Origin of the sequence: Halomonas hibernica (assembly GCF_013183775.1) — a bacterium.
In the GTDB taxonomy this organism is placed as follows: Bacteria; Pseudomonadota; Gammaproteobacteria; order Pseudomonadales; family Halomonadaceae; genus Vreelandella; species Vreelandella citrativorans.
Genome location: NZ_VIFN01000001.1, coordinates 276,178 through 293,175, shown reverse-complemented (window position 1 = coordinate 293,175; position 16,998 = coordinate 276,178). Strand labels below are relative to the sequence as shown.

The 16,998-nt window shown below is 49.6% G+C and carries 15 protein-coding genes and 1 tRNA gene; 2 read left to right on the top strand and 14 right to left on the bottom strand.

Annotated features, from left to right (window positions below; all coding sequences use genetic code 11):
- Positions 1-94: 94 nt before the first annotated feature.
- A complete protein-coding gene (locus FKN99_RS01340; protein WP_172116215.1) occupies positions 95-1,447 on the bottom strand; it encodes a tripartite tricarboxylate transporter permease in 1,353 nt (450 codons plus the stop codon).
- A 2-nt stretch (positions 1,448-1,449) separates the two neighbouring features.
- Positions 1,450-1,683 (bottom strand): hypothetical protein, encoded by a 234-nt coding sequence (locus tag FKN99_RS01335; RefSeq protein ID WP_172116214.1) that lies wholly within the window; start codon positions 1,681-1,683, stop codon positions 1,450-1,452.
- A gap of 178 nt (positions 1,684-1,861) precedes the next feature.
- On the opposite strand from FKN99_RS01335, the gene FKN99_RS01330 reads away from it, so the two are divergent.
- Positions 1,862-3,226 carry an aminotransferase-like domain-containing protein gene (locus FKN99_RS01330; RefSeq protein ID WP_172116213.1) on the top strand — a complete coding sequence of 455 codons (1,365 nt, stop codon included), beginning with the start codon at positions 1,862-1,864 and terminating at the stop codon, positions 3,224-3,226.
- 335 nt (positions 3,227-3,561) lie between these two features.
- Here FKN99_RS01330 and FKN99_RS01325 read toward each other — a convergent pair whose 3' ends face one another.
- From FKN99_RS01325 to FKN99_RS01285, 9 genes are all read right to left on the bottom strand, one after another.
- A complete protein-coding gene (locus FKN99_RS01325) occupies positions 3,562-5,772 on the bottom strand; it encodes a S8 family peptidase (protein WP_172116212.1) in 2,211 nt (736 codons plus the stop codon).
- A 2-nt stretch (positions 5,773-5,774) separates the two neighbouring features.
- Complete coding sequence (locus tag FKN99_RS01320; protein WP_216657924.1) at positions 5,775-6,905, bottom strand: AAA family ATPase; 1,131 nt, start codon at positions 6,903-6,905, stop codon at positions 5,775-5,777.
- A 688-nt stretch (positions 6,906-7,593) separates the two neighbouring features.
- Positions 7,594-8,454, bottom strand: coding sequence for a hypothetical protein (locus tag FKN99_RS01315; RefSeq protein WP_172116211.1), 861 nt, complete (start codon positions 8,452-8,454; stop codon positions 7,594-7,596).
- A 427-nt stretch (positions 8,455-8,881) separates the two neighbouring features.
- A complete protein-coding gene (locus FKN99_RS01310; RefSeq protein ID WP_172116210.1) occupies positions 8,882-10,678 on the bottom strand; it encodes a DUF927 domain-containing protein in 1,797 nt (598 codons plus the stop codon).
- Positions 10,675-11,667 (bottom strand): toprim domain-containing protein, encoded by a 993-nt coding sequence (locus FKN99_RS01305; protein WP_172116209.1) that lies wholly within the window; start codon positions 11,665-11,667, stop codon positions 10,675-10,677. The genes FKN99_RS01310 and FKN99_RS01305 overlap by 4 nt, the downstream gene beginning before the upstream one ends.
- Entirely contained in the window at positions 11,660-11,977 is a 318-nt protein-coding gene (locus FKN99_RS01300; protein ID WP_172116208.1) for a hypothetical protein, read from the bottom strand. The genes FKN99_RS01305 and FKN99_RS01300 overlap by 8 nt, the downstream gene beginning before the upstream one ends.
- Entirely contained in the window at positions 11,970-12,209 is a 240-nt protein-coding gene (locus tag FKN99_RS01295) for a hypothetical protein (protein ID WP_172116207.1), read from the bottom strand. The genes FKN99_RS01300 and FKN99_RS01295 overlap by 8 nt, the downstream gene beginning before the upstream one ends.
- A gap of 449 nt (positions 12,210-12,658) precedes the next feature.
- A complete protein-coding gene (locus FKN99_RS01290) occupies positions 12,659-12,883 on the bottom strand; it encodes a hypothetical protein (protein WP_172116206.1) in 225 nt (74 codons plus the stop codon).
- Positions 12,880-13,182, bottom strand: coding sequence for a helix-turn-helix transcriptional regulator (locus FKN99_RS01285; protein WP_172116205.1), 303 nt, complete (start codon positions 13,180-13,182; stop codon positions 12,880-12,882). Before FKN99_RS01285 ends, FKN99_RS01290 begins: the two co-directional genes overlap by 4 nt.
- 313 nt (positions 13,183-13,495) lie before the next feature.
- Here FKN99_RS01285 and drt4 point away from each other — a divergent pair, with 313 nt between their 5' ends.
- Positions 13,496-15,100, top strand: coding sequence for an antiviral reverse transcriptase Drt4 (gene drt4 / locus FKN99_RS01280; RefSeq protein ID WP_172116203.1), 1,605 nt, complete (start codon positions 13,496-13,498; stop codon positions 15,098-15,100).
- Between the two features lies 1 nt (position 15,101).
- Here the strand turns inward: drt4 and FKN99_RS18075 are convergent, their stop codons facing one another.
- The 3 genes from FKN99_RS18075 to FKN99_RS01265 form a co-directional block, all read right to left on the bottom strand.
- The gene (locus FKN99_RS18075) at positions 15,102-15,338 is read right to left on the bottom strand and encodes an ogr/Delta-like zinc finger family protein (protein ID WP_406565414.1); all 237 of its coding nucleotides are present in this window, start codon (positions 15,336-15,338) and stop codon (positions 15,102-15,104) included.
- Positions 15,339-15,517: 179 nt separating this feature from the next.
- Positions 15,518-16,726 carry a tyrosine-type recombinase/integrase gene (locus FKN99_RS01270; protein WP_172116201.1) on the bottom strand — a complete coding sequence of 403 codons (1,209 nt, stop codon included), beginning with the start codon at positions 16,724-16,726 and terminating at the stop codon, positions 15,518-15,520.
- 165 nt (positions 16,727-16,891) lie between these two features.
- A tRNA-Arg gene (locus tag FKN99_RS01265) sits at positions 16,892-16,968 on the bottom strand.
- Positions 16,969-16,998 lie beyond the last annotated feature (30 nt).

Below are 16,998 nucleotides of genomic sequence, written 5' to 3'. Positions count from 1 at the left end.
ATGCCTCTGAACAATTGAGGTTGAACAAGTAAATGTGCCTGAAGCAGACGGTTTACCAGGACGCTGCATGTGCTTCAGGCATGAACCAAGCGGATTAAGCGATGAGCCCTAAAAGCCACGGCGCGGCATATAGCGTCATGAACTGCACACCGTAGTTGACGCCCCACCGGTTGAGCAGGCCCGCCATCAGTGCCAGCACCATCACGCCCAAAATGCCCATTACGCCAGCATCCATATAGGCGAGCAGCATGACCAGCGAGAAGAACATCGCCAGAAACGCTTCGTGGGGGATGTGCTTGAAGACAAAGATGCAGATACGCCGCGCGTACCGAACCGCAATCGGGTAAGTAATCAGCAAAGCGACACCGGCGCCCAAGATGCTGGCGATGGTAATTTCAGAAAAACTCATCAAGTGGTGAGCGTTCTGCTCGAGCGTCAGCACCGGCGGTGCGTTGAAGAAGGCATTGCCCGGACCAATCGCCATCGGGCTCATCGGAATGCCCAGCGCCGCTAGGGGAATCAAGATGCCCGCGATGTAAGAAGCATTGGTGACCGCATCCATTGACGAGAGCGCTCGGCTGGCCTTATTGACCGTGCCCTTCACCCAACTCGACATTACTTCGCCCAGAAAGATCGTGATGCCCACTGGGCTCATGAAGAACGTAACCGATCCCAGTACGGAGCTTGCCGCGGCCGAGGCGGTTTCCTGGCGCGTCAGAATACGAAACGGATTAGGTAGCTGCCCTTTCTCATCGTCACCGTAGATCTGGATCTGCTTGGGCTCAGACTCCACCATTTTATGGCGCTCACTGTTGACCGTAAGCTGCGCCAGGTTAAACATCATCGGGCCAATGGTGATGCCCAAAAAGAACGAAATGAAGACCGTCTGTCCTTCTGGAATGACGCCCATTCCCCAATACAGGTGCCGTAGCCCCTGGATCAGAGCCGCCAACAGCACAATACTGATCAGACTGATGACTTTCTCCTTGCTCATCAGCGCCAGAAATACGGCACCGCCAAAGAAAATCTGGCTGGCGTACTGGCCAAGCACATCGGCTAGCGGCGTTAACAGAAAGGCGAGGAATAGGCTGATGGGTATCGCGACGAGCGTACCGATGACCGAACCGGAGGCCATTTTACGAATCGCCAGAGTGGCGTGCCCTTCCCGCTTTAGAATCAGCGCGTGTTCGACCATAGGGGCCGACATCACCCCGCCCGGTATACCGGCTACCGAAACGGGGATAGAGTCAGTCAGCTTCTTGGCAACGATTGCCGCCATAAAGAAAGCCAGCACCACGGGAAGCGGTATACCTGCGACCACCAGGGCCAAGATTACGGGAGCCAGTACGGCGGTTTCATCAGTACCCGGCGCAACGCCAATGGCGGTATAAACGACGACAGCAATAATCGCGGCCGCCAGCATTTGAAGTAATAAGACGGGATCCATTACTACGTCTCCTCACCGGTTTGCAGCTGCCGCTTAGGGCGAAACAGCAGCGCATTGATGAAGAACCCCAGAATAGCGCCGCTTAGCCCCAGAATAAGCGGCAGCGGAGGCTGCGCCGGGGCAAGCAGATAGCCGCCTAGTGTTAACGGCGTGGAAATACACAGTGACAGCAGGAGGTCTCTCCCACTCACCGTGTCATCCCACACATTGAGAAACCGGTTCTTTCGCTCAGCCATAGCGTGTCTCCTTGAATTTATTATGGATGTTTCTTTTTTAATGCCGCTCATGATGGGTAAACTTGCGGATTACTGACAGGTACAGTTAGCGAGATTGTACGAGGTACTGTACCTGTCAAAAGAGAGGTACACTGATTTCACCGGGTTGGGTTTAGCCCATTTACGGGAGGCACCTACCATGTCGAAATCCAGACACGTGGCTGACACTATCCTCAAGGCTATCGAAGAAGGCCGCTTGGCACCGGGTGCCAGGCTCGCCTCTATACGCGAAGCCGCCCGCCAGCATGGGGTTTCGAAAAACACGATTGTTGATGCCTATGATCAGCTGATTGCACTGGGCAGATTGCGCGCCCGGCAAGGAGCCGGCTTTTTTGTTACGCAGCCACCCGCGCTTGAAGCGCTGGAAAAGACCCACGAGCTAAATGAAGCCGTTGATAGCGTCTCGCTTTTGAGAGAGCAGTTGGTAGGTAATTTTCAGGTGCGGGTAGGCGACGGCCGAGCACCCGCTAGCTGGATGGGCGGCGCGGCGCTTGCACGGCAAGCCAAGCGATTAACATCCATCGGCAATGATGATATTGAGTACGGTGCCCCACAAGGGTATCTCCCACTGCGTGAAACGATTGCCAGGGTATTGGCCGGACGCTCTATTCATGCTTCCCATGAACAGGTACTGCTGACCTTCGGCGCCAATCACGCTTTCGATCTTATTATTCGCCACCTGATCGCCCCCGGCGACCGAGTTCTGGTGGAAACGCCCGGCTATTACCCGTTATTTGGCAAGCTGCGCCTAGCCAAGGCGAAGCTGATTGGCGTTTCGCGCAGCCACGAAGGGTTGGACCTTGATGACCTTGAGCGCAAAATTATTCAATACCGCCCCAATGTTTTCTTTCTACAGCCCAATGCTCACAACCCGACAGGCTCTACCCTTTCACTTAACCAGCTGTACCGGCTACTGACACTCGCAGAGCGCTACAACCTGATACTGGTAGAAGACGACGCCTTTGCCGACCTGCTCCACCGAGGAAGCGCCCACCTGGCAGCCCTGGATGACCTGAGTCGCGTGATTTACGTAGGCACGTTTTCCAAGACGCTTTCCACCGGCATTCGCTCAGGCTATTTAGCGGCAAACCCTGCGCTGGTTAATGCGCTTACCGATATCAAAATGGTCACCGTCGTTAACAGTTCCACCTTCAGCGAGCGCCTAATTCACGACATGATTACCCACGGGCGTTACCGTCGCCACCTGGTACAGCTTCGCGAACGCATTACCAAGGCCAGCGCCAGTACCATTACCGCGTTGAAAGAGGTGGGGCTTGAGAATATAGAGGGGCCAGGGGAAGGTTATTACTTATGGGCGCGCCTGCCGAACAACATTGACGCAATGCTGCTAGCCAAAAAAGCCTCGGACGAAGGTATTTTCATTGCCCCTGGCAGCATCTTTTCACTACGCCCTAATGGGCCGGACGCATCGTCCATGCGTATGCATATTGCCTACGCTAATGATCATCGGTTTTTAGGGTTTCTTGAGCGTTGTTTGGGGTAGGATTTGGCGTCCCTGGCAGGATTCTACAATTAACGGTAAGCAACTGAATTTAAATGACTCGTACAGAAAACCAAGAATTTAATATACCACTCAATATACCATCTTACCCACATAACCAAAATTTCGGCCAACCCACCGTGACCAAATGCATTAGCTTAGGGTTAGCGTAAACTCAGCTTAACTATGACCAAAAGTGTTAATGAGTTAGTAGTGTAGCTCTCAGCCTGATAAGGCTGAGAGCTACTTTGCTTTCAAGACCAGTAAGTATTTAATAATTTCTGTAAGCCTTAACTGAGGGCTATAAATTAGCTTGGCACAGGCCTATAGAAACTGTTTCAAATTTGAACATCGGCATCTACATCAATTGATATAGCGACTGGCTCTAAAACATCATATTTCTGACGAATCAAGTCATAAACATTACTAACTCCTTCTATTTTGACGCTTATAACAAGGGCATATGCGACATCCGGAGCGGATGGCATTGCTACTGACCTACTTGTTTCACGAGCAAAGTACTGAATATCGAATACCGGATCTACTAGCTGAGTTTCAGCCTTAAATGTATGGGAATTATGCAAGCATGTTTCCCATTTATGAGCGTCATCTCTATATTCTCTTTCAGTCTTCTTATACTGGCTTCCCATTCCAAAAAAACCTTTAGTTGACTCATCACCAATACCGACTAAAGGCCTGAATGAAACCCCGAGTCCAGATCGTGTATAGTTAACCAAATGCTCTGGATCAGTATGAGATTGAATGCAAAAAGTTGCTTTTATCGTTGTTGCTGCATCAAGGCCTGCATCTGGAAATGGTATAGGGCATCTCAAAAACTCATTTTTCTCTAATTTTCCTTGGAAAATTATTGTAGCAAAGCCTTCTTCACACTCTAATATTTCTACCGGATTTTCCTTAAATCGTCCCCAACCAACTTCCCTCCGGTCCATACGGTATCTCGTCCCGGCGGTGTGTACCAAAAGAGACTTAATTGCTATGGAGCTCATATCGTAATCAGAAATAGCGGCCAGACCTGCCGCAGCTCGAAGAACTAGTGGAGCTGAGTAACTAGTACCTTTAACACCTACTACCGAACTTGCGAAGGGATTATAAACTTTAAACAATTCCTCATCACTTCCACCATAAGCCACTCCGTCTGGCTTTACATAACCGGGACTACGACCGGGCCCTACACAACTATAAGATGCTCTATTCCAAGTTTCCCCTGATAAGTCGCAAGACCCAATTGCCATTGCATTTACCATATCCCCTGGAGGTTGTATTCTATCGGCTCCCTGAATATCTCCATCGTTACCTGCCGCCACTGTCATCAATATTCCATGCCGCACACATAACTGATCTAGACAAGCCGTCCAAGCATGCACTTCGTCATCATATATTGGCATACGGGGGCCTAAACTAAGATTTACAAACTTATAATCTCCAGCATCTAGCACATCTATTATTTTTAATAAAACGTCGTATAAATCTGGGTCACTGCCACTACTAGGAGAAATCACTCGATAATGATCTACATTAGCATATGGTTGTTTTAAAAAATCACTATCACCAGATATTCTGCCGAATAAAAAAGTCGAAGTAACTTCGTTACCATGCATTATATAATTAGCGTTAGTTGATTCAGTATCATCCCAGACTATTTCATCAGCCCAATTACTTAAATCTGCAGAACCGAGACCTCCATCAAAAATCGCGACTCTAAACTCCTGCTCAATTGCCTGTGCACTTGGCAATTTTATATCAGGAAAATCTAGTGGTGAGCGCATGGCGTTAGGCATCGCAGCTCTAAGTTGAGGCATTTCTCTCGCAACCCTTATGAAAGAAAACTTTAGTATCTCCCTTAGCTGTTTCTCAGTAGCCTTTAAAGGGAAGAAAGTTAGTGCCCCTATTTGTATTTTTTTCCGGTAAACAGCTTCACCACCCCGTTTTTTGACATAATCAACAAAGGCGTCCACGATATCTTCTTCTTTATGACCAGCATGCAGGGCCACTTCGTATAGCCGGACTGTCTCAGAATCATTTCCTAATTTACCTTTATATTTATCATCACTGCTAACCCATCGGATTTTCTCAATTTCACAAATTTCTTTCTTGACCCCCTTATTTGCCATCCCATTTTGTAGAATGGAGCGCATCACTTTTATACTTTCCATCCCACCAGCAACATACAAAGAAGCGGTGCCTAACTCTTTACCATGATCAGACTTACGTGTAACTTTATTCGGTGTTATTACAACCTCTTTGCTTCCAACATCTCTCATACCTGCAGTTCTTAAAAGAGCGTCAGGGTAGTAACTTTTCGCTATAAAAGAAGGGTGTAATACTAATTCAAATATAGCCTCTCCTCGAGGCTTAGCATCTGACTCCAATTTAGAAACACTATCTTCAACTTCTGCCAACTCAGAATCTAGTCGCTCCCTCACTTCGTCAAATGTATAAGGGTAAGTTTTATCACCTCCACCGTTTTTAAATGGGGTTTTCAAAGCGAGTTTTTCACCGCGCCCTAACAATAAGTTTCTATCGGCCATTATTATACGTCCCCTTTATTGTTTACAATCTTTGAGATAGTCGGATGGCTCATTCCGGTAAGCTCAGCAACCTTTCTCCTAGAAACACCAGCAGACACTGCCCCTCTTATTGCATTAGTTCTCAAATCAGGATTTTCCAAAACATCCCCAAATATTGCTTGCTTAAAGATAGCATCGTCTAAAGGCACATCTTCAAGAACACTCATTTTCTTAGCTGCTGAAGCAATTTTATTCAGATCTGAATATGATTTATCTGTCATTATGAGAGATATCTTACTTGCTATCTTTTCACTAACACCTAACTTTTTAAAATATTCTTCAACAGATTCTTTATTTGGCAAGTCAAATTCAACAACTTTATCGAACCTTCTCCATATTGCCCTATCAAGCAATTCAGGGTGATTTGTGGCTGCAATCAATAAAGAAGTAGAGGGCCAGCTATCAATAGCTTGTAGCAAAACATTTACTAACCGCTTTAATTCGCCTACATCTCTGTCATCATCACGTTTTTTAGCAACTGCATCAAACTCATCTAAAAATAGAACACACGGCATTGAAGCCGCATAACTAAAGACATTTTTTATGTTTGCGCCAGTTTTACCTAGTAGGCTTGACATCACACTCGATAGATCAAGAGTAAAAATTGGCAAATTCATTTTTTGTGCAAGCCAAGAAGCTCCCAAGGTTTTACCTACCCCCGGCGGGCCTGTAAATAGCATCGATTTAATTGGTTCTAGTCCTGCTTCTAATAGCTTTTTTTCATGCTTTCTTTCATTTATGGCTACTGCTAATTTATCAGCAATACTCTTGCTCCATAGAGGTTCTTCTTTAAGCACCACATGATATTGTTCTGAAAGTAGATTGGCGCTGCTTTCGCGATCCGTTGGTGGTTGCTTTTCATTGCCCCTCAGCATATGAGGGCTAGCCACAAGCTCTAATAATTTTTCAGCTACTTCAGGGTTTGTCTTACGTGTACTACTCACGAACCGTCGAGCAAGAAGCGTAAATCCTGTGGAGTTACCGGCGACTCCTTGTTGAAACAGAGCAACCAACTCCTGCTCACTAATAGAAATCATTAACCCAACCCTCAAAATGGTAACCAAAAAATCAATTTTGGTAATCTTAGCACCCATTCTGGAAAGCCTAAAGTGGTTTCATGTCTAGTTTTAGCAATTTTTCTCAGAACTTGTCTGACAGAAATGCTCATTGATCATATCTAGGAACCTGTAGCCTGATGATGAGCCCTTGATACCTAGCTCTCACAGTACATATCTAAATTTGCCTAGCATCACCCGCTAGGGAATCAGCCCTCTCCAAAGCCCAACGCAATCTTTCAATCAAATGTGAACCCATCACAACTCACAGGCATTCATAAGACCTTACACCCTAAGCCACAGTGCACGACTACTGCCTTCATTCTGTTTTCAGAAACCAATCAAAGCCTTACTCGGTTTAATAAGGAGTGCTTTGATTGCTTTGCCAATAAGCCTAATGCTTATGAAAGCTAATTCTCTTCTCATGAACTATCTAAAACTCACAAATCCGCATGATTTCGCATGACTCCCATGCACCCAAATCCCGCCTACAGCCCATCAACAGCGGGCTTTGGCCCATTTTGTAGGGTGCATGAAGAAATACCCCACAAGCGAACACCGCAGGCGGGTGGGGGACAACGCGCCGTAAGGCGCGGCGGTCTGGCTTGCCTTGGTCCTGGCAACCGTGCCATATAGCCCCTGTGTGCCGCTGTAAGCCGCGTTCGTGCCATACAACGAGAAAGCCCCGCACAGTGGCGGGGCTGATGGTAGCGAAGCGTTTTAGCGCTTAAGCTTTGTCGATCTCATCTAGGTTAGGGATGATATCCATTTTTTCTTCAGCGTCGGTCACGCGCTTTCTAACACCAAGGAAAGAACGGAACTCGCTATGATCGGCTTCAAAATCCATCTTTGGATAATGCTCAGCGCCCTCAACTTGAATTTTAGGCAGCTTCTCAGGACGATAGCTCAACAGCAGCTCCCCTATGGCCGCGTACTGCAGACGCTTTAGCTGCTGGCTGTTGAGGTCTCGGTTGCTAAGCTCAATTTCGATCCTGGAAAACAGAGCGGGGAGCGTTTCATATAGCTTTTCCGCGATCCCTGATTCCGCGAACTCCTTCGCCACTGCCAGCATGGTTTGGTGTGCTACGTAGTTATAGAGCTGCCCCTGGGCATTGCCAAATTCAATCCTGGCATAGTGGGTGTGTACCCTGAGCCACGCTACCTGTGGCTCTAGCAGTTCGATCATTTCACGCTGCTGTTCGGCCTCGATCTGCCAGTTGGCCTTTTGCTTTAACTGGTCTCGAACCGCCTTGCTCTGTTTGCCAAAGCCATTCAAGAAATCACGCCGCCATGATGCGTCAGTCTCTTTCTCTTGGGCTTCCAGAGCGCTAACTGCCTTACGCAAACGTTCCAATTCTCGGGTGGCCGTTTCGAGGCGCTCACGGCGGTTTAGGTATGCCCTGCGCAAAGGGGGTATGCGGCCTCGCAGGGTCTGCTCATCCACTTCACCGAATTGGCTGGGCACTTCCATATATTGCAGAAAACGTGGCTTTCCAACGTCTTTTTTCACTGGCTGAGTAGGTGCGTTCATCGTTTCGGCGTCGCTCTTGTTGCTAGTGGGCTGAGTGTTAGTGGCTGGTTGGTTCATTAGGCCCTCCATTGGGCGATTGGGGTGCAGGGTGACGATGTGGAGCCAAGGCCCCACGGTTGGGAAAACGGGAGCAAGGCAAAAAACGCCTGCCAGGAAGGGGTAAGGTTGAGCGAATGAGGGGAATTGAGAATGATTACCAGTACTCCCCACCTATATAGTTCCACTCTGTAGATCGCAAAAATGGTGGCAACAAGGCAACAGAGGCTAACCAAATGATTTATAAAGAATTTATTGTGGCAACACTGTTGCCACCCTTTTTTGAAATGGCAACAAGACACATCAGACCATAGGTATATAGAGATATGTGTTGCCTTTGTTGCCACCTCTCTTATTACTAAGGCAACGCTGTAAGCCGCGTAGTTACTGGCCGTTGCCTTGTTGCCACTGTTGCCATAGAAACTAGGTTCACGCGTATTTAGCCTTTTCATTTTCCACCTAGCCTTTCGGCGTCCAGCTTGTCGGGATCAATGACGAAAAAGCGTGTGCTCCCTCCTCCTGGCAGGCGGTAATTTTTCTGGTTGCGTCCGTTATCCACCTTGGCCAACACGCCGTAGGTTTCCATGGTGCGTATCACGCGCTCACGGCCATAGCCTGCGGCGGCTTCGGTTAGTGAGGCGCGGTTGAACAGGTAGAAGCGTTTGCCGTTTTCGATCTCGTAATACCCTGCCCGGTGCTTGATGTTGGAGTTGGGTAGCTCAGCAGCAATATTGGAAAAGCGGCTATCACCGTGCATGGCGATGAAGTCAGATAGCGCGCTAAGTATTTGCCTGTCTTCGGCGTTACCATCGCCGACGGTAAGCAGCCACTCCTCAAATAGTTGACGGCAGGCACTCGCGGCGGCGTCGGCCTTCCATGGCAAAAGCCCGTAAGTAATGGCTATCTCTCCCGCTAGCCCAATGATGGCGAAGCGATCTGCCACCCTGCCCGCTTGGGGGCCTTCTGCGCTGAATCCGTCGCGTACCTCAGCAAACCGCTTAAAAAAGTAGTCGGGGTCGTTTTCCTTGATTAAATGCTCCACAAAGGCGGGGCCGACCTTGCCAAAGTGGTGCGCTGTGGCCGTGGTGAGCTTTCTGTGGAATGCTGCGCCGTTCATGCCGTGAACGTCGTCAAAAGCGCGGTAAGCGCGGGTGCCTGCGTTCACGTCCACCATGCGCAGCTCTGCCCCGGCGTGGGCCGCATTGCCGGATATGGCCGCATGCTCAGAAAGCGAGCGTTCACCACTCGAAAGCGCTAAAACGCGCCAATACAGCTTGGGCCGCCCCTCCCGTTCACGGGTCATGGTGCCCTTGCCCGTACCGTTAGCGATGGCGTAGGCCATTTCTTGTACCCGCTTGGGGTCGGCGCGCTTGATCTCGTCCAGAATCAGCACCGTGTCATTGCGTGACGATGCCTCGATCTCGATACCGCCTCGCGACATATCCCACGATGCGGCAAAGCGGCTGGGGTCGCCCCATACCGTAGCGGCGAGTGCTTGAGCGAGTGACTTGCCGCTTGAGGAGTCGCCTACCAAATGCACACCGCCACCATTCACGCCCACTTTGGAAAGCAGCGGGCCTGCTAGTGCGCAGCAAACGGAAAGGATCAGTACCGGGTTGCCTTGGCAGAAGTAGGCCAGCTCGCTTTTCCAGCCTTCCAGGGTGCCCCGCTCTGAAAACAGCAGTGCGCCCTTGCCACTATCCTGATAGCGCACATCTTCACCGCCCAGAATGCGGCTGGGCAGCACAAAGGCCCCGCTTCGCTCGTGCCACCCTGGCTTGGTGGTGGTCGCCAGAATGCGCGTTAAGCCGTGGTGGCTGGCGATGTAGGCAGGCACATAACGGCGCTGGTGGTAATCCACCTCTAGCCCTTGGCGTAGCAAGGCTTTCAGCACCTCCTCGCCTTTGCCCGCTAGGGCTTCCATGGGCATGACGTACTCAATAGCGTGGCCACGGTGCTTGAAGCGCAGCAGGCGGCCTACGCTGCCATCGTCGCTATTGACCGTTTCCGCTTTGACGTACAGCGGCGCGCATAGCCATAGGTCAAACGGCTGGCCTGCCTCGTCGCTGTTGGTGTGCTTAATGCCGTGATACCAAGTACCTGCTCGGTACTGCTTGCCCTCCACCATGGTGGGCCCTTCGTATATCGCATAGCTGGGGCGCTCCAAGGTGTCGATCTTGGGGGCCGTAGGCTTACCCACTAGGGCAAGATGCGCTTGCTGTTCGCGTGTAGTTTGCTCGCTCATGTGGCGTTCCTTTGCTGGCGATACCAGCGAGCCAAGTCGTTAAAGTCGCTGAGTGTGGTAGGGGCGTCTTGTGGCCATACGGGGAAAAGCACCAGGGCCCCCACTGCCAGCGCCGCCGCATTAGCAGCGGTGCGGCCTGGGTTGCCGGGGGTTAAGCGGTCGTCATCCCCGGCTATCACTAACTCCAGGGCGTCGTATCGTTCGCGTAGGGTTTCGGCCACAGCGGCAAGGTTGCCCGCGTTCATGGCACACGCCACCGGCTCGCGTGTGTGAGCGTGAAGGGTTGCGCCAGTGGCCCACCCTTCACAAATAAATAGCTGACGGCCTGCCTGCACCTTGCCAAGGGGCGCATAAGCACCCCGTACACGGCCACCTTTCAAAAAGCGCTTTTGGCCTTGCTGGTCAATACATTGCACATTGACCAGCTTTCCATCAGCGTACAGCGGCACCAGGAGTTGCCCCTGTGCGGATTGGCGAAGGTGGTAAGGCTCGATCCCCTTTTCAACCAAGTAAGGATGCGCAGGATTGGCGGGGCCTGCCGAGTGCCAAAGCCGTTGTGCGGCTTGGGCGGCGCGCTCTTGAGCCGCTAAACGTTCGGTGTCTGCATGCTGGCGAAGCTGGGTCTTGGTGGGCAACTCGCAGGGCTTGGGTAACGGCGCGCTAGAAGCGCCTGCTCGTTGAAAAATACCTAGCCCAAGCTGTTCATCAATCAGCCTAGCGGCGTCGATTTGCCGACAGCCGCGTAGGTAGCTAAGCAAGGAGACTAGATCCCCGCCGTGGGCGTCCTGGTCGGCAAAGTCGTTCCACTTGCCAGTAGCGAGCGATACGCCAAACGAGCCTGGGCAGGCATCGGCGCGTGCCGTGTTACGGGCTACCCACTCGCTGCCCTGGCGCTGCCCATCGGGCAGCCACTCAACCAGCAGAATTTCAGCGCTGTTCAGCGCAACTACCGCTACTTGCTGAATCTTTTGGATAGTCGTTTTAGCCATGGCGCACCCCCATTCTGGCAGGCGCTTCTTTACGCTTGTCGGCCATGCGTGCAGCCAGCAGTAAATCAAGTGAATCGGCTAGAAGCAGTCGGCACGACAGCGCGACATTCGCTAGATCACGTGCATCGGCACACGCACTAGGCGCATCCAGCGTGCTTAGTGTCATCATCAGATTGCTTGCCGCTTCCAAGCGGGTTTCGCATTGATCAAATAGATCCTCTGATCTAGCACGGGGGTCGATCAGTAAGCACTCGGCTTCTGTTAGGCAAAGCGCATCTTCAAGGCGTGGGGTAGTCGGAGAATTAGGCATTGCTCACCTCCTCAACGCAGAGGCGCTCAAGCTCGATGAGTAATTGGTCGTGTTCTTGATAAGAGAGGACATTTAGCGCGGTGGCCATACGTGCCATACCTAACAACTGGAGCAGCTGTTCAGGCTTACGGTTAACACGATAGGCAATCAGTTTTGCACCGATTAGCGCGGTAGCGATATGCGAGGGGGAAATTTGGGTGTGCGTATACGCACCTTGGCTGTGATTGGCCATGGGTAAGACTCCTTTGTGTATGGAGTCACCAACAACCGTTCTCACACGATTGGAGGCGACTGTACGCAGGGTGAGAAACCGGTCACAAAGGAAACCGGCCACGCCGAAGCGTGCCCACGCACAGCCGCCATAACATCGTACTACAGGCATGAAAAAAGCGCCTGCAATGCTAGGGGCGCTGTAGCGCCTTTGTGAACTCGGGTTCTCACGCCCGGCTGTAGATTTTGCTACAGCACCACCATGATAAGCATTCCCTAGTGTTCCTCGCAAGCTTTCGAGGCAGCAAATTTCACTTACTTTGATAAACTTCATGGGCACCTTTCTTTTGCTTTGCTTCGGCTCCATCGCCCCCCAGCTTTGGAGCCTTTTTGCGTTTTTGGGCAAAACTTCCCCTACCCACTGAGCGTTAGCCCAGCAGCGTTACCTGTTGCGGAAAGGGTTTAGGGGGGTTAGCAGTCGGTTTCGACGACACCAGTGGATGGGTGCTTGCTGAAACGCTGGGTACTACTCTGGTCGTTTAGTAGCTTGGCGTAGATGTTTCCTGTGCTGCCCTTACGAAAGGTTTTTTCGCTTGGCGTACGCATCGCTTCCATCATGGCGGTCGACATTTGCACCACATCCTCAGCGGTCAGTTGCAGCGTGGTGCCGTTAATGGTGACTTCAAACTGGTTCATGCGCGTTGCTCCTGCGGTTGGGCGGTCATGCGTAGTGGGGTTGGGCAGTGCTCCAAGCGCTGGCGTTTGCGCTCCTCCAGGCAATGAGCAATCCAGCTATCCACCTCCTCCTCAAGCCAAGCAACACTTTTGCCGCCAATAGGCACTGGTGCCGGGAACGTGCCTTGGCGGATGCCTTCGTAAATGGCTGAACGGCTTTTGCCTGTCTTTTGTTCTACGTCTTTACGGCGCAGTAGTCGGTTGCCTAGCTGGATCTTGCTCACCGTTTTATAGGTGCCTGTGTGGGTAGTGTTGGTCATCGGTTCGTGTCCTCGCGGTGACGTTCCGGGCAAGTGCCCCTGTGGCTCTATAAAGCTTGAAGCTCATGCCAACACCTTTCCAGCGGCGCCCGGTGTAAGTAGGCTCTCTTACACCGCGATACAACATTTGGCCTTGCACAGACACAAAAAACGCTGCGGGAGCAGCGATTAGGTGGTGTTTCATAAGAGGTAAACACTTTATTGGTGATGAACCTGACATGATAGAACTGACAGTTATTGACGGGAACAACGAGGCTAAGCGAGGATTAGAGTACACTTTGTACTTTAAAATAAATTCACAAGGGCGCACTCAATGTTGTATGCAAAAGAGCATCTTTACGAAGCACTATTAAGATGGAACTACTTTCCAAACCAAAAAAAGGGTTTGAGCGAACTCCCACCCACATTTACTTCAAGACAGTTAACCCCTGACATAGCTGATATTCTGACAAATGAAGTCTCTATGCGTAAAGGTGGCTATGGAATAGTTGAATACAAATCGACGCGATTTAACAATGTACCTAGGTTACTTGGCATTGTTCATCCAACTGCACACACCCATCTATCTAAAGTATTATACGAAAACTGGGAAGAGTATTATCACATATACACAAACAATAACAGCATAGTTCGTCCAGAGGCTCATGCAGATGGCAGAGCCTTTATAATGAATTATGAAGACTATGAAGAAAAAGTTTCTAGATCTTTAAAAACCACATTTGGAAAGAAATTCAGAGCACATACAGATATATCTAACTGCTTTAACTCAATTTACACTCATTCTGTCGAGTGGGCATTGAGAGGGCTTGAAGAAACAAAAATAAATCTTTCATTGAAACCAAAAAACCGCACCAAACACTGGTCGGAAGACTTAGATATAAAGGCACGATCATCAAAAAGAAATGAAACTCAAGGCATACCAATCGGCCCAGGCACATCTAGCGTTATAGTCGAAATAATTTTAGCAAAAATCGATAATAAGCTAGCAGAAAAATACGATTTTGACCGATACGTTGATGATTATACCTGTCTTTGCGACTCACATGAGCAAGCACAAGAGTTCATTAGAGATTTAAGTCTTGAGTTAAACAATTTCAAACTTTCACTCAATCTAACTAAAACCTCAATCGTTGAGCTCCCTGAGCCTTTACAGCCTGCGTGGGTCTCAGACTTGGTTAAATCCCGGCCAAATTTTTTTATTGATAACAATTATGGCACAAGAAAAATCACTCTTTCGGAAGCAATACACTTCCTAGATTACGCTGTTAGAAAAAACAAGCAGACCCCTGACGGCAGTGTAATAAAATTTGCAATTAGCTCTATCATTAAACACATACACGAAGATGACACAATAACAATTGCAGACTATATTTTAAATTTATCATGGCACTACCCTTTATTACTACCATTCTTAGATGAAATGGATATTAACGAAGAAAACCTAGCCCATTTCGATCTAAAGGAAAAGCTCATCAAAATAATTAATAATAATGCGCACTACAAAAGATCTGATGGTATAGCATGGCCTTTGTATTACTTAAGAAAGTACAACCTTGAGATCGAAAATCACGTATCTGAAAAAATTATAGAATCAAGAGATTGTGTAAGCATTTGCATGTTAATAGATCACAATGAAAGCTTACCACTAGCATTACATTTTGCCAGACAAATAACCGAGCTATCAGAGTTTCAAAAAGATGAATACTGGCTATTGCTTTATCAACTTTTCTTAAAAGGAGAAATAGAGAATCCTTATGAAAACGATAGAACATTTTCCATACTAAAAGAGCATAGCGTTAACTTCATGCCTCCTACAACAGAGCAAACATTCGCAGAAACGTTCACTGTTTACAAGATGTTTAACGCCGAAGGCGAGCTTACATATTTAGAACACTTTAACAAACAAAAAGAACAATAATTTATTCTGCAACTTCTTGCTTAGTAATCATTAACTCTACTTTCATACGGGCCCCACACTTGGGGCCAGTACAACTTAGATAGAACACCTTGAAATACTCAGAAATGCGCCTACTCGTTCTGACACGGAAAAACGACCCACATTTGAAGCAAAGGTCACCAAAAAAACACAACTCATCAGGGTAGTTAATACTCTCGTCGATTAAGACACTGCTGGAATCAGGCACCGCCTCGTTCATTGCACCTTTGCTTTTCGAGCGTTTGTAAGCCCTGACAGGTGAGAAACGCAAATCAACGCGCCAAAGCTGACGACAGCCGAAGCACTGCAACACAGCCTCTTGGTGCTGGTTGGTTATCCTGCGGCGCTCCTTGGTTCTCATGATGGTCCCACACGCTAGGCACTTCTCCCCTAGCCCTTTCATATCGCTAGCCCTTCGCTTCTCCTCTCAGTGCCAAAGAGGTGATCCGCCCAAAATTGCATCATGGCGGGCCTTTGATCCGGGGCCATGTGCTGGGCGTGGGTATAAACGCCCTCGATCCCTGGCAGCTTGTGCGAAAGCTGTAGCTCTATCCACTCTCTTGGGTAACCCAATTCTTTCAAACCGGTGGCCACCACATGACGACAGCCATGGGGAACGTGCCGGCCTTCATAGCCAAGACGCTTTAAGGCCATATTAAAGGCGGCATCGGATATCGGCTTACGGGGGTTGTTTCGTCCTGGGAACAGCAATTTGAAAGTTCCTGTTAACTTATGCAGGTAGCGCAACTCATGAACGGCTTGAGTGGGCAAAGGGACTTGATGCGCCCTGCCCATCTTCATACGCTCAGCGGGGATCTTCCAGATTGCGGCTTGTAGGTCGAATTCTTTCCACTCCGCCATGCGCAGCTCACCTGGGCGCACAGCCGTCAGCAGTAATAGCTTTAAGCCAATACGCACCATAGGGCTCTTATCGTAACCCTCAATATCACGTACCAGTTCGGGCAGTTCTTCCTGAGAAATATGGTGAAAGCTTCCACGCTTATAGGGTTTAAGCGCTGTATTGAGGTCAGTGAGGGGGTTAAAGCTGGCTCTACCCGTTATGATGGCGTAGCGGTAGATGTCCCGGCAAAAGGCATGCAGGCGGCGTCTTTGCTCGAATTTCCCCAAGTCCTCTAGCGTGCGTAGTATCTCAAGCCACTCTAGGGGCAGAATGCTCTCAATGGCGCGATTACCCACCTTCGGGAAAACGTACGTTTCCAGCACACGCTTACTGTCGTTGGCCCGCTTAGAGGTCTCCTTCCAACGCGGCACCATACTCGCGTGCCACTCCATGGCCAGCACCTCAAACGTATTCTGTGCCGCGTACTGTTGCTGCCGCTTATCGTTCTGCTTTTGCTCAACGGGATCGGTGCCTTGGGATATTAGACGCCTGATATCCGCCCGCTTCTCTCTCGCTTCAGCAAGGCTTACTTCGGGGTACTTACCCAGGCTGATCATATTGCGTTTGCCATTAGGGCGTGTGTAGCGCAAACGCCACCCACGACGTCCATCGGGCCAGATCCTAAGTTCTAATCCTTGGCCATCGTTAAGGGCTACAATTTTCGTGCTAGGTTTGGTTGCGTTTATCTGTCGAACGGTTAGTGCCATGGCGGTATACCGAGCATCTTCGAATGGGGGTATATACCATTCTGTATACCACTTGCAAGCCGGTTTTGGAAGGAACAGCGAGGAACGATGAGGATAAAAAAATCAAGTCTTTCAGAGTATTACACTCTATTTTTGGCCTTCTCAGGACTTGTAAAGAATGGCCGTTGGCGTCCCTGGCAGGAGTCGAACCTGCGACCTGCCGCTTAGGAGGCGGCTGCTCTATCCTACTGAGCTACAGAGACTTTGCTTGCAGAAGGGGCGCACAGTATAAC